The 22,591-nt window shown below is 59.7% G+C and carries 12 protein-coding genes; 9 read left to right on the top strand and 3 right to left on the bottom strand.

From position 1 onward, the window contains the following. Window positions 1-34 precede the first annotated feature (34 nt). Window positions 35-1,597 carry a methyl-accepting chemotaxis protein gene (locus PQQ51_RS18575; protein WP_408498253.1) on the top strand — a complete coding sequence of 521 codons (1,563 nt, stop codon included), beginning with the start codon at window positions 35-37 and terminating at the stop codon, window positions 1,595-1,597. A gap of 108 nt (window positions 1,598-1,705) precedes the next feature. Here the strand turns inward: PQQ51_RS18575 and PQQ51_RS18570 are convergent, their stop codons facing one another. Further along, on the bottom strand, window positions 1,706-3,250 hold the full coding sequence (locus PQQ51_RS18570; RefSeq protein ID WP_408498252.1) for a methyltransferase regulatory domain-containing protein: 1,545 nt from the start codon (window positions 3,248-3,250) through the stop codon (window positions 1,706-1,708). Window positions 3,251-3,495: 245 nt separating this feature from the next. Here PQQ51_RS18570 and PQQ51_RS18565 point away from each other — a divergent pair, with 245 nt between their 5' ends. From PQQ51_RS18565 to PQQ51_RS18545, 5 genes are all read left to right on the top strand, one after another. Continuing rightward, complete coding sequence (locus PQQ51_RS18565) at window positions 3,496-4,071, top strand: sigma-70 family RNA polymerase sigma factor (protein WP_408498251.1); 576 nt, start codon at window positions 3,496-3,498, stop codon at window positions 4,069-4,071. Window positions 4,072-4,421: 350 nt separating this feature from the next. After that, window positions 4,422-5,600 (top strand): lactonase family protein, encoded by a 1,179-nt coding sequence (locus PQQ51_RS18560; protein WP_408498249.1) that lies wholly within the window; start codon window positions 4,422-4,424, stop codon window positions 5,598-5,600. A 255-nt stretch (window positions 5,601-5,855) separates the two neighbouring features. After that, a complete protein-coding gene (locus PQQ51_RS18555) occupies window positions 5,856-8,255 on the top strand; it encodes a glucose/quinate/shikimate family membrane-bound PQQ-dependent dehydrogenase (protein WP_408498248.1) in 2,400 nt (799 codons plus the stop codon). A 322-nt stretch (window positions 8,256-8,577) separates the two neighbouring features. After that, complete coding sequence (locus PQQ51_RS18550; protein WP_408498247.1) at window positions 8,578-11,046, top strand: DUF6531 domain-containing protein; 2,469 nt, start codon at window positions 8,578-8,580, stop codon at window positions 11,044-11,046. Between the two features lies 1 nt (window position 11,047). Continuing rightward, window positions 11,048-11,314, top strand: coding sequence for a hypothetical protein (locus PQQ51_RS18545; protein WP_408498246.1), 267 nt, complete (start codon window positions 11,048-11,050; stop codon window positions 11,312-11,314). 65 nt (window positions 11,315-11,379) lie between these two features. Here the strand turns inward: PQQ51_RS18545 and PQQ51_RS18540 are convergent, their stop codons facing one another. Together PQQ51_RS18540 and PQQ51_RS18535 are read right to left on the bottom strand one after the other, a co-directional pair. Further along, window positions 11,380-11,577, bottom strand: coding sequence for a hypothetical protein (locus tag PQQ51_RS18540; protein WP_408498245.1), 198 nt, complete (start codon window positions 11,575-11,577; stop codon window positions 11,380-11,382). A gap of 243 nt (window positions 11,578-11,820) precedes the next feature. Further along, a complete protein-coding gene (locus PQQ51_RS18535) occupies window positions 11,821-12,669 on the bottom strand; it encodes a LysR substrate-binding domain-containing protein (RefSeq protein WP_408498244.1) in 849 nt (282 codons plus the stop codon). Window positions 12,670-12,770: 101 nt separating this feature from the next. Here PQQ51_RS18535 and PQQ51_RS18530 point away from each other — a divergent pair, with 101 nt between their 5' ends. From PQQ51_RS18530 to PQQ51_RS18520, 3 genes are all read left to right on the top strand, one after another. Further along, window positions 12,771-13,418 carry a LysE family translocator gene (locus PQQ51_RS18530; RefSeq protein ID WP_408498243.1) on the top strand — a complete coding sequence of 216 codons (648 nt, stop codon included), beginning with the start codon at window positions 12,771-12,773 and terminating at the stop codon, window positions 13,416-13,418. Window positions 13,419-13,583: 165 nt separating this feature from the next. Next, entirely contained in the window at window positions 13,584-14,780 is a 1,197-nt protein-coding gene (locus PQQ51_RS18525; protein WP_408498242.1) for a cytochrome P450, read from the top strand. Window positions 14,781-15,249: 469 nt separating this feature from the next. Further along, on the top strand, window positions 15,250-22,494 hold the full coding sequence (locus PQQ51_RS18520; RefSeq protein WP_408498241.1) for a beta-1,3-glucanase family protein: 7,245 nt from the start codon (window positions 15,250-15,252) through the stop codon (window positions 22,492-22,494). Window positions 22,495-22,591: the final 97 nt, after the last annotated feature.

Here is a 22,591-nt window from a genome sequence, read left to right as displayed (position 1 = left end):
GACGCTCGTCGCAACCCATACGCGAAGGAAAATCGTGAGAATTACCGGTAACCTCAAAATCGGCGTTCGCCTGGGAATCGGCTTTGGCGTCACGCTCGTTTTGCTATGCCTGGTGGGCGCACTGGGTTTGATCCAGGCCTCCCACATTTATGATGGCACACAGGACCTTGCAACCGACCTCCTTCCCAGTGTCCAGCGCCTGGGCAATATCCGGGCTCTCGCCGATGAGACCCGCCAGGCCTCCTTAAGTTATCTGATTGCAACGAGCCCTTCGGAACGTAAGTTTCAGCGGTCGAAACACGACGCAGCGCTGAATGAATTGCTGCGGGTGTGGCCGCAGTACGAGGCGGTGGTCGGCTCTGCTGAAGAACTGCAATTGTCGAACCAGATCAAGGCAGCATGGAGTACCTATCTCTCTCTGGACAAACGGCTGAACGAGCTTGTCGACAGTGGAGATGAGCATTTCAGTGACGCACGGTCTTTCGCTGGGGGTGAGTCTTTGCGCGCGTTCACCAAAGTCACTGAACTCATTGCGCGGGACATTGCCCTCAATAGCCAGGGAGCGGACGATTCCAATACCGTGGCCGCGGCCGCCTTCCACAGCGCGTTGCTCTCTACGAGTGTGCTGATCGGAATAGCCATCGCGTTGAGCCTGATTGTTGCGTTCATCATCACTCGCTCCATCACGGCTCCAATCCGTATGTCCGTAAAGATTGCACAAACGGTCGCGCAAGGCGACCTCACCTCGACAATCGAAGTACGCGGCAACGACGAAACGAGCCAGCTACTGCGAGCGCTCAAACATATGAATGAGAGACTCGCGGAACTGGTTGGACAGGTACGATCCGGCAGCGAGACCATTGCAACGGGCGCTGCGCAGATCGCAGCAGGCAACACCGATCTGAGCCAGCGCACGGAAGAACAGGCTGCGTCGATTGAGGAAACCGCAGCGAGCATGGAGGAGCTGACTTCCACCGTCAGGCAAAACACGGAAAGTGCCCGGCAAGGCAGTGCACTTGCGGCAAATGCGTCCGATATCGCACAGCGTGGCGGCAATGTCATGGGCCGCGTGATCGAGAACATGCACGCGATATCGGACAGCTCGGCCAGGATTACCGACATTATCTCCGTGATCGAAGGCATCGCTTTTCAGACCAATATCCTCGCGCTCAACGCGGCAGTAGAAGCGGCGCGTGCGGGTGATCAAGGCCGTGGTTTTGCCGTAGTCGCTGCAGAAGTAAGGACGCTTGCTCAGCGAAGTGCCAGCGCCGCAAAGGAGATCAAAGGACTCATCACGCATTCAGTCGACCGTGTGAAAGCCGGTTCGGATCTGGTGAGCGAAGCAGGCACGACCATGGGCGAGGTAGTCCAGGCGGTCGGGCGAGTCTCGGACCTGATGGAAGAGATCACGGCAGCCTCCCTCGAACAGCACACCGGTATTGAACAGGTCAACACGGCCGTTGCCCAGATGGACCAGGTGACGCAGCAGAACGCCGCCCTGGTTGAAGAGGCCTCGGCCGCAACGCAATCAATGTCAGCGCAATCCAGCACGCTGCGCGAGGTCGTGTCAATTTTCAAGCTGGGAATCATCCGGTAGACCGCTGCAACGAGCGGTCGCTTCGGTCCTTCCTGAGCAGAGGCTTTCAATCCGCTATGGCAATGGGTCTTGGAGCGGGCAGGCCCACTACGCTACGTCGATTTCATTTCAAGCGATCCCGAGTGCCTGCAATATCGGTAGATGAATCTGGGCAAAGCGGTTCGCTTTCGTTGTCAGATCAGCCAGAGAAACCGCTGCGCCCGATGGCTGCCCTGTTTGCGGAGTCGCGCGTAACACGGACTCCGCGAACGCAGCCCATTGCGACGGCTGCTGCATGTGTCGCAGCCGTGCCAATAAAAAGAGTTGCGCCACACGCGGCACCGAAACTCCTGAACCCGAAACTGGACTCACCAGAAACTGAACTTCCTCATGATGGCACGCGTGTTCGCAGATCGCCGCGTTCAGCCTTTTCGCCAACGGCTCGGCGGCACGGATTTGCGCATCGTTTTGGGCATTCAGCAATACGCCCATACCAACCAGTAACATCACGGCCTCGACGATCTGCGTCAGTATGATGCCCTGTCCACGAACGCAGTTTTCGATGCCCGACAGGGTCATCGGACGATAGCTGTGCAGCGCGTCGAGAATAGGGCCGTATAGCTTTTCCGGTAATAGCGTCTCCCCCAGCGCACCACGCACTTTCAGCATCACGGAAGCTCTCGGCAGTGCCAGGATCACCCGATGGGCGCGCAGATTGGCGTCCCGCTCTTCCTCATTGATCGTCTGTGGGGACTTGATCCAGTAATCGCGCCGCAGCGATCGGTTCACGCAAAAATCGCGCACCGTTTCTCGCAGACTCGTATCCGCAATATCCGCCAATAAAGCGCACTGCGCTGCGTTGAGGTTAATCTCATCGACGTGATCGCGATAGTCCGCAGATCCTCCATAAGTCAAACCCGCCGCAGCAAGCGACGAGTTGACCTGCAAGAAAGACATGGGGTGCCAGTCACGGTTGAAATATTCATGCGCGAGATAGTTAGGTTTTTCTCCGGACAACGCGTCGACCCGCTCGGCAAGCAGTGGGCTAACCAGTGCATAGCCCGGCTGCGTCGCAAATACGGCCCGCGCAAAATCGACGGCGGCTTTAATGCGCACCCGCGTGCGCTCTTCGGCACCCGTGTCGTCGTGAGGCCCGGATACTGAACCGATTTGAAAATGCCGCTGCATCAATTCGCGCACGGGCAGCATCGCAGCCCATCCGGGCTGGGTGTTGTAACTCAGATACAGCACGCCACCGGTCTTGAGCTTGCGGCGTATGAATTCAACAATCAGCGCACGACTCTCGTCAGAAACCCAGCTCCAGATGCCGTGCATGCCGATGAAATCGAAATCCGGCAAATCGTCACGCCGACAGAATTCCGAAAAAGGCTCACCGAACAATTGCGCCTGCGATTCGGCACTGTCTGCCAGTTGTCGGGCGAAGTTCGCGTGAGGCGGGTGGAAGTCGGTGCCGTACCATCGCGTCGAGGAGCCGGCCGCGTGAATATTGACACTCACGCCGTGGCCAAAGCCGAGCTCGCAAGCAGTATGTACAGTTGGCAAAGCAAGTCCAGCTCGCAGCAACGGAAGTCTCAGCCGTAGCGGATTCAGCTCGTCGCAATAGCCGAATGTGTACGCAATCTCATCAATGTAGCCTGTGTCCGACTCACTCACGTTTTAGCTCTCGTTCTTTGCGCGGGTACCCGCGTGGGCTCCGCCGATTTCCGAACCGCCAGCGAACTGGAGATATCTCTGCGCTAGAAGTGTTGGCATTTGCTTGCTGGCCCCGTTCCTGAAAAAAGAGCCGCAATGCTATCTGCGTTAGCAAATTTTCTCCGTTGAGTTGTAAGAAGTGCGTCGTCGCACCGACTAAGCACGGCCAATGAACCTATTGCGACCCTGCGACAGACGAAACTGCGATGACAAAGAAAATCGACCCGGCGCTCGCGCGCCTTGGCGAAGAACGTTTGCGAGGCCTTCTGATGCGGGCGCTCGACGGCGATTGCGCCGCGTATCATACGTTCCTTGCCGATCTGACTGGGCATTTACGCGGCTTTCTGCGCAAGCGGCTCTATTACCTTCCAGACGACATCGAAGACATTGTCCAGGAGATTCTGCTTGCAGTGCATAACGCACGGCACACCTATCGCCAGGACGAGCCGCTGACCGCGTGGATACATGCAATTTCCCGCTACAAACTCGCGGATCACCTTCGCGCGCGCTCGCGACGAGAGGCACTGCACGATCCGCTCGACGACGAGTCTGAACTGTTCACCGAATCGGACGTCGAGCCAGCCGATGCGAAGCGCGATCTCGAAAAATTGTTGAGCCATTTGCCGGACAAGCAGCGCCTGCCGATCGTCCATGTCAAATTGCAAGGTTTGTCGGTAGCGGAAACGGTCCTGCTGACCGGTCTTTCCGAGTCCGCGATCAAGGTCGGCGTTCATCGAGGTTTGAAAGCATTGGCATTGAAGATTCGCGGTGCTGCCGCATGATGTCCGCTCTGGCTTTCTTCAATGCGGAAATGATGGCGTCGCGGTTCGCCGGATGATTGACCGCGTAATCGTACGGCCTAATTCGTGTTGCAATGCTCCGCCGTTACAGTTGCTGCGAGAAGAAATTATTTAGAGCCATTCCCAACCCCGCTCGATAGTCTTTTCAGGACTTTCGCCGGGTCACCGCACGCCACGCGAAAAATCGCACGCCGGCCGTAACCGGTTCAACGTTCACAACGAACTACACGTCGGGCTGACGTTCAGCCACCAGAAGCCGTCGCGGCCCAACTCGTCCACATCGGGCGGCATTCGGTTTTATTCCGGTACACCAACAACATGACGAGGCTTCGATGAATAAAACGCTTGCGGTAACAGCGGCGATGTCAACCCTACTTGCGGCGTGCGGCGGCAGCAGTGACAAACTCACCCCCGCTCCGGTTTCACAACTCTTCGCGCAGACTAACGACAGTACGAATGCCGTGGTCCAGTTCATTCGCAACGCCGACGGCACGCTCACGTCGAAGGGCAGTATTCAGACCGGTGGAAAGGGGACCAACGGTGTCAATTACTTCATGGGCAATATCGTTGCGCCCGATGCGCTGACCAGCAACAACAGTCTGATCCTATCGACCGACAAAACGCGCCTGTTCGTTGCAAACGCTGGCGATAATACGGTCAGTACGTTTTCCATCAGTAGCAGCGGCGATATCAATCTGCTCGCCGTGTCTCCGACCGGCGGCACGCGGCCTACGTCCCTCGCTTATTTGAATGGCGTGTTGTACGTGACGCATCAGCAAGGCGCACAGGAGCTGGGCGCCTATCGCGTCGGACAGGACGGCAAGTTGACTGCGATCGCTCAATACACCGTGGTCCAGCAGGACGCGCTGCCCACACAGGTCGCAGTCAGCCCCGACGGAAAATTCGTGGTGGTGAATGGTTTTCTGAAAACCGTTAATCCTGTTCAACCGGCCAACGCATTGCTCGCGTTTCCGATCAACGCCGACGGGTCGCTGGGCACGGCCGTGAGCAGCACGTCAGCGGGGATCGGTCCGTTTGGCGGCCGCTTTGGATCCGGCTCACTTGCGAGCTCGTATGTGGTCACCGAGGCTGCCGGCGACACTGCGAGCTCGTATTCACTCGCGTCGAATGGGACATTTTCGACAGTGAGCGGCCCCGTGACGGTCACCGGCCAGGCCGCGCCTTGCTGGCTCGCTATCACTCCGGACAACAAGTTTGTGTACGTCAGCAGCGGCAGCGGCACAGTGTCGCTGTTTTCGCTCGACGCTAGCGGAAAACTGACTCTTTCAAATGCGACTGCCGCAACGGAGGCAGGCGTGTCGTCCAGCACATCGAGCTTTGCCAACGATTCGTGGATCAGTCCAGACGGCAAGTATCTCTACCAGGATTATGCCGGCGACGACAAGATTGTCGCGTACTCGATCGCGACAAATGGAGCACTCACAAAGATCGGTGAGGGGCCCGTCACCACCCAATCGAAAATCAGTCTGCAAGGTCTGACCGGAACGTAATGTCATCAGGCGGCATCTGTCGATGCCGCCTACATCGGTGTCCAGGCCGTACATGTTGACGCGCCTGTTCAGCATCCTGATGGTCAGCCCGCCTTGCCATCCCCCCAAAAACGACCTACAACCAAAACGCGCGTCCCCACCCTAAGCCGACGCCCCCATTCTGCTATCCTTTTCAGCGTGCTCCGGCGTGTGGCGTATGAATTCGACGTCGGTACCACTGGCAGGCGGTATCCACTCAAGAGGGTTGAGATCATCATGACCAGTAGCCAGTCGAATTCGCGGGGCGTGATCGTCGTCATCACATTGCTCTTCACTGCCCTGACCGCGCTGTATCTGCTGATCGGCGGCGCATGGCTGCTGGCGATCGGCGGCTCGCCGTACTACGTCGTCACAGGGGTTGTGTTGTTGGGCGTTACCTGGCTGCTTTGGCGCCGCAGTCCCGCAGCACTCCTGCTTTATGCGCTCGTGCTAATCGGCACCGCAATCTGGGCACTCTTCGAGTCGGGTCCCGACTTCTGGGCACTTGCACCGCGCGCCGGCGTGCTCGTCGTCTTCGGCGTGTGGTTGCTGCTTCTCGTGAGCTGGCGGCTGGAGGGGCCGCGCAATCTGGGTGTCGCATCGCTCGTCGTCGCGCTGGTGGCATGGGCGGGCATCCTCGTCTACGCGAACTTCAACGACCCGCAGCAAATCAACGGCACGCTCAGTGCAGCCGCGTCAACGAGTGCGCGAGGCACCCCAATCAATCCTGCCGACTGGCCCGCTTACGGCCGTACTCAGGAAGGCACGCGCTACTCGCCCTTGCAGCAGATCACACCTGGGAACGTGAAGAATCTCCAGGTTGCCTGGACCTTCCGCACCGGCGACATCAAGGGTCCTAACGATCCTGTCGAGATTACGAACGAGGTCACGCCGATCAAAATCGGTGACCTGCTTTACCTGTGTTCGCCGCATCAGATTCTGTTCGCGCTCGACGCGAAGACCGGCGCGCTCAAGTGGAAGTTCGATCCAGAACTGCGGGCCGATCCATCGTTCCAGCACGTGACCTGTCGCGGCGTTTCCTATGTCGACCTATCGGCGAGCGCCGCGTCGGGCGCACCCGCAAGCGACGCAGCCGCAACGCCCTCGACTGCCGCGTGCACACGCCGCATCTACCTCCCAGTCAACGACGGCCACCTCTACGCGCTTGACGCGCTAACCGGCGAACGCTGCGAGGGCTTCGGCAACCACGGCGACCTCGACCTTCAGCATGCGCAACCTGTCACGACGCCGGGCATGTACGAGCCCACGTCGCCGTCGATCATCACCAGCAACGTGATCGTCGTGGCGGGCGCGGTCGAGGATAACTTCTCGAGCCGCGAGCCGTCGGGTGTGATCCGCGGCTTCGACGTGCGCACCGGCGCAATGCTCTGGGCGTTCGATCCCGGCGCCAAAGATCCGAATCACATGCCTGGCGAGGGCGAGCATTACACCTGGAATTCGCCGAACTCATGGGCACCCGCTGCCTATGACGCGAAGCTCGACATCGTCTATCTGCCGATGGGCGTGACGACGCCGGACATCTGGGGCGGCAATCGCACACCGGAGCAGGAGCGCTACGCGAGCGGACTGCTGGCACTGCATGCATCGACGGGCAAGCTTGCGTGGTTCTATCAGACCGCACACCACGATCTGTGGGACATGGACCAGCCGTCGCAGCCCACACTCGCCGATATCACCGACAAGAACGGCAAGACCGTGCCGGTGGTGTACGCGCCGGCCAAGACCGGCAACCTGTTCGTGCTGGACCGCCGTACCGGCGCACTGGTCGTGCCGGCGCCGGAAACGCCGGTGCCGCAGGGCGCGGCTCCCGGCGATCATGTCTCGCCGACGCAGCCGTTTTCGCGACTCACGTTCCGTCCGTCGCAGAAGCTGACCGACGCCGACATGTGGGGCGCGACGATGTATGACCAACTGGTGTGCCGTGTGATGTTCCACAAGCTGCGTTACGAGGGCACGTTCACGCCGCCGTCGCTACAGGGCACGCTCGTGTTCCCAGGCAACCTGGGCATGTTCGAGTGGGGCGGGATTGCTGTCGACACCGACCGCCAGATTGCCGTCGCAAATCCGATCGCGCTGCCGTTTGTCTCGCGTCTGATTCCGCGTGGTCCGGGCAACCCGATCGAGCCGCAGCAGGGCGCGAAAGGCAGCGGCACGGAGTCGGGGATTCAGCCGCAGTACGGCGTGCCGTATGGCGTGACGCTCAATGCGTTCCTCTCGCCGCTGGGCCTGCCCTGCAAGCAACCGGCCTGGGGCTACATCTCCGCGATCGATCTGAAGACCAATGAGATCGTGTGGAAGAAACGCATCGGCACCGTGCGCGACAGTTCGCCGATTCCGTTGCCGTTCAAGATGGGTATGCCGATGCTGGGCGGTCCGATCGTGACGGCGGGCGGCGTCGTGTTTATCGGCGCGACGGCGGACAATTATCTCCGTGCGTTCGACGTGAACAACGGCAATCAGCTTTGGGAGGCTCGTCTTCCCGCAGGCGGTCAGGCGACGCCGATGAGCTATTCGATCGATGGTCGTCAGTACGTGGTGATCGCCGCGGGCGGGCATGGCTCGTTTGGCACGAAGCTCGGCGACTATGTGATGGCGTACGCGTTGCCGCAGCAGTGAGCGGTCGGTGTCGCGTTTTATTGTTCGTCCCAAAGTTGTTGAACCCTTGGCGAATAGTCTTGCATCTCGTCGAGGTGAGAATGTGTGGACCCCGGAGTGATCGACTGATCGGTATTTAGATGGCTTCCTGTGTCGGATTTCTACCAGGCTATGTCCGAGCGGGCAAGTGATGCCGTAGGGCTAAGCGCGTACTCCTAGCGAATTTTCCGATTTGAAATCTCGATATGGGATTTCCGAATTTTCTTATTTCTGCGCCAGTTCCCGGTGTTGCAGTGTCGTGATTCTTACGAATTTCTAACGACGTTTTGCAACCGGGAGACTCATGAAACCAAGTAGCTTATTTAACGGCCCTGCGTCGGACCTGGTCCGTTTGCTGACCGCGTTCTTTCTGCTTGCGTTCGCCTTCGGCGTCAACGCGCAAAGCAGTTGCATAGACCTATACGCAAAATCCGGTGGGATTCCAGGGACTGCACAGTGCGTCCTGACCGTTGCAAGCAATACCCCTGGTGGGATGGGGAGCTACGGGTGCAGGAATGACATCGACGCGATCACCGCATGGTGTGCAACACCCTCCGCGGAAGAGCCCGAACAGAGTTGCCCGGTAGCCGATCCTGTGTATCCCGGTAGCGGTGCTGTTTCGCTGACCTCTACTGATTTCAGGAGTGGCGACGATACGCCGATGCTGTTCACTCGCAGTTACCGGTCAAAGCCGCTAGTTAAAAGCGCTAACGCTATGGGACCGGTCTGGTTTCATAGCTGGCAGCGCAAGCTCGACCTCGCTAATGCAAATGCCGGTAGTTCATCCAAGGTGCTGGCGTTGCGTGAGAACGGCGACGCGGTAACGTTTAACTGGTCGGGTGGCTATTGGAAGACAGCGGCCTATAGCGGCCTGGTACTGTTGCAGATTGGGAATGACTGGACGTTCACTGACACGACTACAGGTGTAGCCGAGACGTACTCGTCGCAAGGCATTCTGCAAGCAGAAAGGAACAGAGTCGGGTTCACCAGAACGCTGGTATACGGCGGCGCCGGGCAACTTGCAACCATCACACAGCATGTTAATGGCACCAGTGCAAATGCGGACATAACGCTCCGTCTCGAGTACGACGACAAGGGGCGCCTCTCAAGACTGAACGACCCCATGGGCGGAATGACGCAATACGCCTATGACGCAAATAACAATCTGGTGTCCGTCACGTGGCCTGACGGTCATGTGCATCGATACATCTATGACGATTTGCGCTTCAAAAACGCGATCACCGGAGAGATCGATGAAACAGGTACGCGCATAGCCACATGGACCTATGACGTTCGGGGGCGAGCAAGTTCGGTCAGTCATCCTGACACATCGCGCAACGTGCAGTTCGCATACGGTGACAAATCGACCGCGATAAGCACTAGCCAGAACACGACTACGCTGAGATTTTCTTCTGTCGCTGGAGTTTTGCGTCCTATCGGCAGCAGTTCGCCGTCTGTGACGACCAGTTCCGTTTACGACGCATTGGGCAACGTGCTGAAAGACGTGACAGCAAGTGGTGGCGTTGTCGAATACGGTTACGACGATGCAGGCCGCCCTATAAAGCGAACCGTACGCTCCTCTGGGGGCACAGCGTCTTTCTCGGTCAGGTATGCCGACGCAACCAGTCTTCGTGCCTCGATGATTGCGATGCCTGGCAAGATCCAGTCATTCGTTTACGACGCAAACGGCAACGTCACAGGGTCTAGCGAATTTAAAACCAGCGATCTAACCGGTGAAGCTGGATTCGATGCCATTGCAACAGGGCAGCAAAAATCGATCGGTGTGCACTACAACGCATCAAACCGGATCGACACGCGGCTGGATTTTGCCAACGGGGAGAACATTGCCACGTGGCAGTACATCTACGATGCGACGGGCAATCTGCGACTCGCTGTCGAGCAAAAATCCGGTTGGACATGGGGTGTTATTCAGCGAGACAACGCACACAGACCCACTTATCTGGCTGGCGACAATCGCGAAGCAACGGCTGCATATGATGCACGTGGGCACGTGACACGATTTATCTATCACGAGTATCCGACCGTGGCGAACGGAAGTCTCTATCGAGTCCTGACCGTCAACTACGGATATGCAGCTGATGGACAACTCGTTTCCAGAATGGGCACGGTCGCACAGAACGGCGGCGGGTCTACGCCGATGGGCACTCCGGGCGCAATCGGCGACGACGAGCTTGATCTGTGGCTTGATAATTATGAGCGCGGTGTGAACCCTATCTCACCGCCGGCAAACCGGCTGGGGTGGATGCGGTCTTTGCTCGGAGCGTCTCGGGAGGAGGGGTTGATTCCAATCTGTATCGAGTGCATGTTCAATCCTGCTCTCGGTTATGGATGGACCCTGTCTTCGGATAATGATGATCCGTTCGGGATACTCGGGGTTGCGGGAACGATTCGAGGATGGGTGAATAAGGGCGCGCCGCAATGCAAGGCGACGCAGGTCAGCAAGGACGAACTACTGGCGGCAGCGAATAAACCCTTCAAGGAGGGGCAAACCATGTCTGCGGCTGGCAGAGCGGCCACCAAGCACCCGGAGTATTTTGGGTTCAATTCCGCCGAGGATTTGCGCCAGACTTATCGGACTACCGACCAGCTAAACCAATTGGCATCCGACGCAGTGAAAAACGCATTGGATAATGGAGTGCGCAAAACAGGTATAGGGGGGCGTTACGTGGACGGATGGGTGACCTATACTCCTCCTACCGGACCTTCGGCGTCTTTCCATCCAAACGGCGATTTTATCGGATTCAGGAAATAAATTGGCTACTCTATATTTTGAGTTATTCGCTGATGTCACCGCGGTGCACCCATACATCGCGGTCCATCTTTTTGAAGATGGCGAGTCTTACGATCCCGGCAAGTTCAATCCCTTTATGGAGCTTGCGGTTGAGCAGGACAAAAGTCTTGTTCTTACGGTCTATAAGACAGATAAGGCTCAGTCCTTGACCATTGAACAATGGGACGAGATTTCGAGGCGCGCACGCGCCTATCATGCAGAAATTCTGGCCGGTGGAGAAGACTGGTAGCACGACCGAACCAATAAAAAAAGAGGCGCGATTTCTCGCACCTCTTTTTTTATTGATTCAGACGCTCACACAAAAATATCAATGATGCCACCCAGCAAACCGACTACCGGCGTGATGGCCGCTGCCACGACAGCAACATCGCTGGCGATGCGCCCGACGGTTTGAATGATATTCGAAGTGGATGCCGTCGACCGCGGATTTGACGATGCTGTCTGCTGATAGGCAGGTGCACCCACGGTGTTTGCCACGGTACTGAAATTCATGCACACCTCCGGTAAGGACAGGTTACGGCATCAACCAGCGGCTCTTGCGGACGCCCGGCGTATGCACGAAACGCTGAAATAATATGGAACATTACCCTTACCCGCAAGTGAGCGCCCGTAATTTTTTGTGAGCGTCGACATGAACGGGTCAAAATTCACCGGCGTCCCCGGCACGCGTGGCGGCGCGATCACCAAGCTTAACGAGATCGACAAAAAAAGCCGTCGCGTACGCCAGCACCTCCCTCAACCCCTCATTTCAGCGAGAATCTGTTCAGCGAGAAAATCACAAGGCGGCCGCCCGGACCTGGCACTGCGAGCCAGCACGACCTCAATCTCATCCAGTTGCGGCAAGCCGTCGTTCTGCGATAGCTGCACCAGATGGGGAGGCACGCTGCATTTTGCAAGCGGCGCGATCGCAAGCCCCGCTTCGACCATGCTGATCAGGCCCAACAGGCTCGGGCTTTCGTAAGACATCCGATATTTGATACTTTCCCGCTGAAGTGCGCTGATAGCGAACGCACGCGCAGTACTGCCGTGTTCAAAAACGGCGATTGGAAGCGGGCGCTCCTGCCACACTTTTCTTGCGGGCGACCCGACCCACACCAACGGCTCGAAGCGGATGAATTCCGCCGCCACGCCTTTCATTTTCGTGAAGCAGGCGAGGTCGAGCGTGTTGTCCTTGAGTAATGGAACGAGTGCGCTGCTGGGCAATCCGATGACCCGAATCTCGACCCGCGGATGAGCAATCGCAAACTTCCCAAGAACCTGCGGCAGCAGCGATGACGCGTAGTCGTCGGGAACCCCGATGGTGACGCGACCTTTCATTTCGGGGCGAACTATCGACGCCCAGGCTTCATCGCGCATGGCGAGCATTCGACGAGCGTAGTCCAGAAGCATCTTGCCTTCTGCCGTAATCGCGACGTTACGTGTGCTGCGTAAGAAAAGCGGTTTTCCGAGCGCTTCTTCAAGCGCCTTGATTTGCATGCTCACGGCCGATGGCGATCGATGCACGGAGTCCGCACCTTGAGCGAACGATCCGGTGTCGGCAATTGCCACCACCATCTCGAGCACATCCAGATCGAGTTTTTTCATTCTGGTCAGAAAATCTGATTAATTGGTTCAGTTTAATTCGTTTTACCGGATGATGAACGCGTCCGATACTAGGCTCGATCAGCACCTGGAGAGCCAGAAAAATGCACGCTACGGCATCGATTTACGGGTTTCTTGCAGTCGGCGGAATGCTGGCGGTGACACCGGGACCGAACATGGTCTACGTGATGTCGCGCTCTATTGCGCAAGGCCGCAGGGCCGGACTTATTTCGCTTGCGGGCGTGATGCTCGGCTACCTGTTCTATATGTTCGGCGCGGCGTTCGGCATCACGGCGCTGTTTCTGAGCGTGCCTTTTGCGGGCAGCCTGCTCGGCGCGGGCGGCGCGGCGTATCTGTTCTATCTCGCGTGGCAGGCTGTGAAGCCCGGCGGCCGTTCTCCGCTGGAGGTTCGCGAACTGCCGCGGGAACAGCCCCGCCGGCTCTTCGCGATGGGCGCCGCGACCAGTCTGCTGAATCCCAAGCTTGCGATGATCTTTCTGTCACTGCTGCCGCAATTCATCGACTATCAAAACGGCAGCGTTCTCAGGCAGTCGCTCGTGCTCGGTTCGTCGCTGATTGTCGCCTTTGCGTCGGTCAATGGTTTCGTGGCGATCTGCTCCGGCGGTATGGCGACGTTCCTCGCCAACCGGCCGGGACTTCTGCTGGCTCAACGCTGGACGATGGGTGTCGTTCTGTTTGCGCTCGGCGCCCACATGAGCATGGACGCGTTGAGGCTGGCGGGCATTCATTGACGGGTCTTGCCGGAGATTGAAAGCAGCCCTTCTGCTGTTCCCGACACGGATGCAATTTCAAGTATTCGCATCCTTTATGTGATCGCATGGAATATTTCGTTTCGCCGCGTGTTCTCGTTAGCGCCAAGTGTTCTTTGCATCGCTACCGCGGACCTCTCTCCGAATATGAAATTTTCCGATCTGTCGTCGCTGTCGTTTTACGAGAATCCCTATCCGCTCTACGACGACCTGCGGGCCGAGGGTCCGCTCGTGCCATTGGGCCCCCACTCGCTGATCTCCGGACATTACGAAGTCGTCGAGGCATTGCTGCTCGATCGCAGGATGGGCAAGAATTATCTGGAAAGCGTTCGCGTTCGGTACGGTGACGAAGCCGCACGGCAACCCGTGTTTCAAGGCATCAGCCGCATGTTCCTGATGTTGAACCCACCGGTTCACACGCGGCTGCGCAGCCTGATGATGAAAGCCTTCAATGCACGGCAAGTCGAAGTCATGCGCGAAATCGCGTACAGCACGGCAAACCGGCTCATCGACGCATTCGTTCACGACGACACCGTCGACCTCGTGCGCCAATACGCACTGCCGCTGCCGGTGGAAATCATCGCGCGTCTGCTCGACGTGCCGATCGAAGACGCAACGAAGCTAGGCGAAGCCACCAGCCAGTTCGTGCGGGTGCTCGAGGCCGCGCCGTTGCCGCCGGACGAGCTCAGCGCGGCGAACAGCGCTTATGAAACGCTCGAACGTTATTTCGTGGAGGTCGTCGACACCCGGCGCACGCGGCTCGGCTCCGATCTGATTTCGATGCTGCTGAGTGTCGAAGAAAACGGCGAAGCATTGACCCCCGATGAAGTCGTGTCGAACGTCATTCTGTTTTTTGTCGCCGGTCACGAAACGACTTCGAACATGATCGGCAATGCGCTGATCGCACTCTATCGGCATCCGGAGCAACTCGCCGCGCTGAAGCGCGATCCGTCGCGGCTGCCGGCCGCGGTCGCCGAGTGCGTGCGCTACGACTCCGCTGTGCAAATGGTCGTGCGCATCGCGCAGGAAGATGTCGAGGTTGGCGGTATGACCGTGCCGCGCAATACGCTGGTGTTTCTGGCGCTCGGCGCCGCGAATCGCGATCCGTCCAGGTTCGACCAACCGGAGCGCCTCGATTTCGAGCGGGAGCCAAGCCGTCTGCTGTCCTTCGGCGGCGGCATTCACTATTGCCTCGGCTACCGCCTCGCGATGCTGGAACTCGAGGCCGCCCTCGGCACGCTGCTCGCGCGCCTTCCCAATCTGCGGCTTCTCAATCTCGATGAACTGCGCTGGCATCGCCGTCTCACTCTGCGTGGCGTCGAGACACTCACGGCGAAGTGGTGAGGCGTCAAGTTCGACGCCGTTTTTATGCACATTCGGTGCTGCGGCGATCAGGAATTCGCCGTGAAAATAATTTCATTTTCAATTCTCAATTCCTTCAAATCAATTCGATAAGCGGGCGGTAGTTAATAAAACGAAAGCAATTTTTCACGTCCGTGACACGTATCTGTCCCTGTTTTGATGCGCGATCAATAAAAGTGGGGTACTAAGGGTTTACACCTGGTTAAAGTTTCCGGTCCCGGCCGTTATCCGCGGTAACCGGGCTAGGGTCATCCCCTATAGGGTAAGGCAAACGTTTGCTAATCGCCGTCATGAACGGGCGATGGGCGACTGACCGGTGTGGTGAATGAATTAGCGTGCGAACGCCCGTGCCTGCCGGCCGGGGGTTCGTGCGTCGTAGGACAGGGGCGGCGCGCCCGATTCGGGCGGCCTTGAGCAACGAAATAAGACGGAAAAAACTGGAAAAATCAACATGCGCAAAAATGTTAGGCATTCCGCCTGGCAGGGTGCGGGTTTGTTGCTCCTATGGGGGCTCTTCCTGCTTTCCGCGATGCAGGCGCGAGCGGCCGTAACACTGCCGCCGAGCAATCACATCCGGATCAATCTGGGTGCGACACCGTGGAGATACATCAAGGACGTCGACAATCCGAACTCGAAGTGCCCGACTGCGGGCGATTCGAGCGTCGGTTGTGCGCCGTTCGACGACTCCAGCTGGCAGTCGATCGGCGTGCCGCAAACGCCTGCCGACAACGACACCTTCATCAACATGGAATCGGGCGGTGGCCAGGGCCAGTTGACGGGTAACACCAACTGGTACCGCAAGCACTTCAAGCTCGATCCGTCGTACGGACCCGACCAGCTGAATCGCAAGATCCTGATCGAGTTCGAAGGCGCGCATACGGGCGTGCAGGTGTACATCAACGGTCACTTCATTCCCGGCAACAGCCAGGTGCAGGCGAACGCGCAAGCGACGCACGTGATCGGCTTCATTCCGTTCATCGTCGATATCACGCCGTATGTGAAGTTCAAGGACGCGAACGGTCAGCCGGTCGACAACGTGCTCGCCGTGAAGGTGTCGCGTGGCGACAGCTTCTTCGAGTCGCCGAGCTTCTCGGGTGCGTTCCGTTTCGGCCAGGACGACACGGGTCTGTTTCGTCCGGTGTGGATGCACATCACGGACCGCGTGCACATTCCTGAGAACATCTACGCGGTGTTGAACACGTGGGGCACGTATGTGTCGACGGTGTCGGCGAACGACGCGTCGGCGACGATCCGCGTGCAGACCAACGTGCTCAACGAATACTCGACGACGCAGCCGGTCACGTTGACGACGCAAATCGTCGACGCGTCAGGCAACATCGTCGCGACCGCGCAGGATTCGCAGACGATCCCGGCAAACAGTTCGGGACCGCTGACTCCGACGTTGTTCGATCAGGTGCTGACGGTCAACAACCCGACGCTCTGGTATCCGAACAACAGCATCTACGGTCACCCGTACATGTACCGCGTGATCCACTCGGTCAGCCTGAACGGCGTGGTGGTGGATACGAAGGAGAGCCCGCTCGGCATCCGCACCATCACCTGGGACAGCAACTTCCCGATCATCAACGGTCATCCGCATTACCTCTGGGGTGCGTCGGGCCGTTATGACTATCCGGCGCTCGGCTCGGCCGTGCCGCCGAATCTGCAATGGCAGGATTTGTCCCTGCTCGCGCAGGCAGGTGGCAGCTCGTATCGTCCTGGGCATTCGAGCCAGGGTCGTGAGTGGCTGGACGCCGCCGACGAGTACGGGATCATGATGCTGCAGCCTAGCGGCGACGGCGAGAACGGCTTCGGCGCGATCTGCGCCACCGCCGGTCAGGGCAACTGCGCGACGCCGGACAACATCACGTTGAAGGAAGAGCTGCATCGCGACATGATCATCCACGATCGTAACCATCCGTCGGTGCTCGCGTGGGAAGCGAACAACGGCACGATGGACGAGAGCGTCGCGAAGCAACTCAAGCAGATTTCGCGGCAGTGGGACTTCGTCAATACGCGCGCGCAGGCCGACCGTACGCCGGATCCGGCAAACGGCGACATGCTCGGCTGTAGCGGTCAGGGCTGCGACATTCACGTCAAGGCAACCTATCCGAATTCGCCGGCCTACGGCTCGGAATACTGGGGCGACGGTCTCGGACGCTGGAAGTACAACTTCGAGATCCAGTTCGCAGCCTCGTACATCCGCGACTGGGTGCATAGCGTGGCGGGCAAGTCGTTCGGTATCGCGCACTGGTATCTCGCGGATACGCCGGGCGAAATCAACACGCAGACGGACGGCACGCTGAACAGCGAAGTGCGTTCGAACGGCGCGTCGATGATGGACTGGAACCGCTTTCCGCGGCTCATCTACTACATCTACGAAGCCGTCTGGACGCCGTATTCGATCAAGCCGGTGGTCAAGCTCGCGAACACCTGGAACCAGTCGGGCAGCGTGCGCGTGAACGCGTTCAGCAATTGCCCGACGGTGCAGTTGCGCCTGAACGGGCAGCTGGTCGGTGGCGCGCAGCCGCCTAACCCGGTGAACTCGGATCCGTCCGCGGACATCACGCAGAACACGGTGCTGCTGCCGGGCCAGGTTCACTGGGACAATATTGCGTTCCAGCCGGGCACGCTCGTCGCCGAATGTCTGAACACCAACGGTCAGGTTGCCGCGACCGACACGCTCGTGACGGCCGGCCCGGCCGACCACCTGGTGCTGACGGTCGATCCGCAAATAACCAAGCCGGACGGCGATCAGTTCCAGTTGACGGCAAACGGCACGGATGCCGCCACGCTGACGGCGAAGGTCGTCGACGCGAACGGCAACCTTGTGCCGGACGCGGGCCAGACCCTGACGTTCAGCGTCAGCGGCCCGGGTACCTATCGTGGCGGTTCGGACCACTACGTGGTCGACAACCAGCCGCAGGGCTACCACGCGCCGGGCGATCCGAACCTGTCCGCGGAAGGCGGGATGGCGAAGGTCGCGGTCCGCACGCAGTTCACGACGGGCGCGGTGCAGGTGACGGTCACGTCGCCGAATCTCGGTAGCGCGACGGCCTCGTTCAACGTGGTGCCGGCAGTCAACGCGCAGGCGTTCGACGGCAACGGCACGGTCGTCGGCCAGCAGGATCAGACGGCGCCGCAGATCGTCACGCAACCGGCCGACCAGGTCGTCACGCTCGGCCAGCCCACCACGTTCACGGTGCTGACGGCCGGTGCGACGCCGATCAGCTATCAGTGGTTCAAGAACGGCCAGCAGATTCCGGGCGCGAACAGCTACACGTACACGACCCCGGCGCTGCAGCAGGCCGACAACGGTGCAACCTTCAGCGTGGCCGTCAGCAACACGATCGGCAACGTGTCGTCGCGCAATGCTGTCGTTACGCTGGTGCAACCGGCTGCGCCGCAGATCGTGACGGCGCCGCTCGCGAAGAACATCACCGCGGGTCAAAGTGCCGAGTTCGCCGTGGTCGCGTCGGGTTCGCCGGTGCTGTCGTATCAGTGGCTGAAGAACAATGCCCCGATCGACGGCGCCAACTCGCCGGTCTACGACACCCCGGCCATGGCTGTCACGGACAGCGGCGCGCAGTACAGCGTCGTCGTCACGAACAGCGCGGGCTCCATCACGTCGACTCCGGTGACACTGACGGTTAGCGTTGCGACGCCGCCGGTGATCGTCTCGGATCTCGCCGATCAGAGCGTGCCGTTCGGTCAGGCCGTGACGTTCAGCGTCAGCGTGACGGGTTCGAATCCGCTCAACTATCAGTGGACCCACAACGGTCTGCCGGTGGGCGACAATTCGGCCAGCTTCCTGATCGCGCAGGCGCAAGCCAGCGATGCGGGCAGCTACGCGGTGGCGATCAGCAACGGCGCGGGCACGATCAACAGCCGCACCGCGACGCTCAACGTCAGCGGCACCGACGCGTCCAATCTCGCACTCGGCGGCATCGCGAAGTCGAGCAGCGATCAGAATGGCGGCCTCGTCGCGGCCAACGCGATCGACGGCTCCATCAGCACGCGCTGGTCGTCGGCACCGGGCATCGATCCGTCATGGCTCGAAGTCGACCTCGGCTCGGTGAAGACCTTCGACAAGGTCGTGCTGGTCTGGGAAAACGCGTACGCGTCGCAGTACGACATTCAGGTGTCGAACGACGAAAAGACGTGGACGACCGTGTTCCCGAACGGCCAGCCTGACGGCGCGGGTAATACCACGGCTCCGGTCGACGGCGTCGGCGGCACCGAGACGCGCTTCTTCCAGAGCACGTCGGCGCGCTACATCCGCATGCTGGGTCTGAAGCGTGCAACGCAGTACGGTTACTCGCTGTTCGAGTTCGAAGTGCTGGACGCGCCGCAGTGTGGCGCCGATACCGAGCGCTTCACGCCGATCCCCGCGCAACCGGGTATCTGGCAATCGACGATTCCGGGCCTGCCGAACGGTCCGTATATCCCGACCGTGAAGGACAACGTCAGCGGCTTGACGTGGCAGCAAACGTACACGACGTTCGCGGCCGACGGTGCGCAGTTCACGCAGCAGATCGCCAGCCAGTATTGCCAGTCGATCGGCATGCGGGTTCCGACGCTGAATGAAGCGCTGACGGTGGCGCGCGCGAATTATTCGTCGTGCGCATTCCCGTCGCCGTGGCGCACGTGGACGACCACGCCGGTTCCGGGCCTCGCGAACAACGCGTGGCTCGTGGACTCGTCGGGCAAGTCGTGGCCTGGCATCATCAACAACACGCCGGCATGGGTGATGTGCGTGTCGGGTCCGACGGTCCCGGCTCCGGTGATCGCCGTGTCGCCGGCAAGCACGACGGCCAATGAAGGTCAGAGCGCGACATTCACGGTTGGCGTGACCGGTACCGGTCCGCTCGACTTCGAGTGGCAGCGTAACGGCCAGCTCGTGGGGATCACGACGATCCCGTCGTACACGACGCCGGCTCTGACGGTCGCAGGTGACAACGGCGCGGTGTATAGCGTCAACGTCAGCAACGCGGGTGGTACGGCTTCGAGTGGGACCGCGACGCTGACCGTGGTGCCGGCTCCGGTGAACACCGGTGGTAATGGTGGCAACGGTGGTAATGGCAACACGCCTCCGCCGCCGCAGCCGCAGGCTCCGAGCGCGAACCTTGCGATCGGCAAGCTGACTACGTCGAGCGGCAACGAGAGCGACGGCTATGGTCCGGCCAATGCAACGGACGGCAGCCTGAATTCCCGCTGGTCGTCGGCATTCTCCGATCCGCAGTGGATCGAGGTGGATCTGGGCTCGGTCCAGACGGTGGATCGCGTCGTGCTGCGCTGGCAGGATTCGTTTGGTGTGGATTACAAGATCCAGACCTCGACGGATAACCAGGCGTGGACCGACGATGTGACGAAGACCGGCGACACCGGCGGCGTCGAGGACCTGCATTTCGGCGCACCGGTCCAGGCTCGCTACGTCCGCATGTACGGGACGAAGCGCGCGACGCAGTTCGGTTACTCGCTGTTCGAGTTCGAGGTGTACAACACCGCGAACACGCCGCAGCTCCCGATCACCGCAACGTCGACGGGTAGCGGCACGCTTTCGCCGGTCGGCAACACCACGGTGTACCAGGGCGGCGTGCAGACGTATCAGTTCGTACCGGCTGCGGGTGTCGCAGTGACGGGCGTGCAGGTGGACGGCCAGGACATCGGTATCGTCAATCAATACACGTTCGACAACGTGCTTGCTGCCCATACCCTCAACGTCGTGTTCGGCTCGGCTTCGGCTGCGGTGAACCTGGCGCTGGGTACGACGGCAACGGCGAGCGGTCTTGAGAACGCCGGCTATCCTGCGTCGAATGCGATCGACGGCAACCTCAACACGCGCTGGTCGTCGAATTTTGACGACAACGCGTGGATCACGATCGACCTCGGCAAGGAAACCGCGTTCAATCGCGTGGTGCTCAACTGGGAGAACGCTTACGGTAAGCAGTATCAGATTCAAGCCTCGCACGACAACGTCGACTGGTCGAATACCATCTTGACCCAGAGCAACGGGCAAGGCGGCATTGAAGATCTGACGCTGCCCAACACGACCGCACGTTATATCCGTCTGCAAGGGGTGCAGCGTGCGACGGGTTACGGCTACTCGTTGTTCGAGTTCTCGGTCTATAACGATCCGGCGAAGGCTGGGTCGGGAAGCGGAACGGGTACGGGCACTGGCACCGGCACCGGTACGGGCACTGGAACGGGTACCGGCACCGGTACTGGAACCGGCACTGGAACCGGCACTGGAACCGGCACCGGCACTGGCACTCAACCTCCGCAACCGACGGGTCCGTTCGTGCTGCAACCGGCGACGCAGACTGTGCCGGTCGGCCAGAACGGCCACTTCGCGGTGGTGATGTCGGGTACGGGGCCGTTCACGTATCAGTGGCAGCTCAACGGCCAGCCGATCGTCGGCGCGACGAGCCGGACGTACGACACGCCGCTCACCGTCGCTGGCGACAGCGGCAAGGTGTTCAGCGTGGTGGCGACCGGCCCGGACGGGACGGTCACGACGTCCAGCAATGCAACGCTGACGGTCAACACGACGGTACCGACGTACACCGTCAAGCCGGGCCTCATCGGCGTCGACCTGCAGAACAACACGCAGGGTGCGTATACCGACGACCAGGTGTATATCGCGGTCATCGCGCGCGATCCGGCAACGGGTCAGTTCGCGTGGCTCAAGCCGGACGGAACGATCGTGGCGTCGCTAGCTTCCGACAACGACGCACCGAACCACCTGACGGCGCCGAACGGCCAGAACTACAGCAACTACTTCTTCACGCTCGCACAGAGCAAGACGTTGCAGTTGCCGCCGCTGGCCTCGGGGCGGATCTTCGTGTCGCTCGGCAATCCGTTGTATATCAAGATCATCGCGGACCCCAACACCGGAATCATCGGTTTTGCTCCGCCTGATCCGAACAACGCTACGGATCCGAGCCTTGCCATTCCGTTCGACTGGTATGAGTTCTCGTATGGAAACAACGGTCTGTGGATCAACACGACGCAGGTCGACGAGTTTGGCTTCCCGCTGACGCAGGACGTCTACTCGAAGAACGGCACCGTGCATCAGCAGACGGGTATCACGCAGCGTCGCGCCGATCTGTTCCAGGCGTACACACGTGAGGTGTCGGCGGCGTTCCAGCCTCAGTCGTCGTCGAACATCCGGATCATGGCGCCGGCCCACGGGTCGTTCGCTGCGGGCCAACCGAACGGGAACTACTTCGACGGTTACGTGAACGACATGTGGACGTATTACGCGTCGAATAACCTGCAGGTAGTGGCGGGCGCTCGCAAGTTCGTCGGCAATACGCAGGGCACGCAGTTGGTGTTCACGGAAATCGACCAGGGCAACGGCCAGTTCGTCGGCAGCACGTATGCCGTCAACAAGCCGAGTACGCAGGACGTGCTGCTTTGCAACGGCATATTCCTGGATGGCGACGGCACGCAGCAGCAGATCGAGGCGCAGCTTTGTGCCGCGATCAACCGTCACGTGATGGGCGACACGAGCAAGTGGAATGTTCCGTCCGCCTACTACGCGGCGTCGCCGTCCAACGAGTACGCACGCTTCTGGCACGACCACGGCATTAGCGGTCTGGCCTACGGCTACGCATTCGACGACGTCAACAACCAGAGCTCGACGGTTCAGGTGGTGAATCCGGAGCACATCACTCTCGGTATCGGTAACTGATGTCGTAGCGGTACTTGCGATGAAATCAGGGCGCCCGAAGTACGGGCGCCCACTAATTTTTTCAGATGGGTGATCGATGAGTAACGTGACGGCTGTC

Origin of the sequence: Paraburkholderia xenovorans (assembly GCF_046030735.1) — a bacterium.
Lineage (GTDB): Bacteria > Pseudomonadota > Gammaproteobacteria > Burkholderiales > Burkholderiaceae > Paraburkholderia > Paraburkholderia xenovorans_A.
The sequence above is the reverse complement of the archived record's forward strand: the minus strand, read 5'-3'. Positions and strand labels throughout refer to the sequence as shown.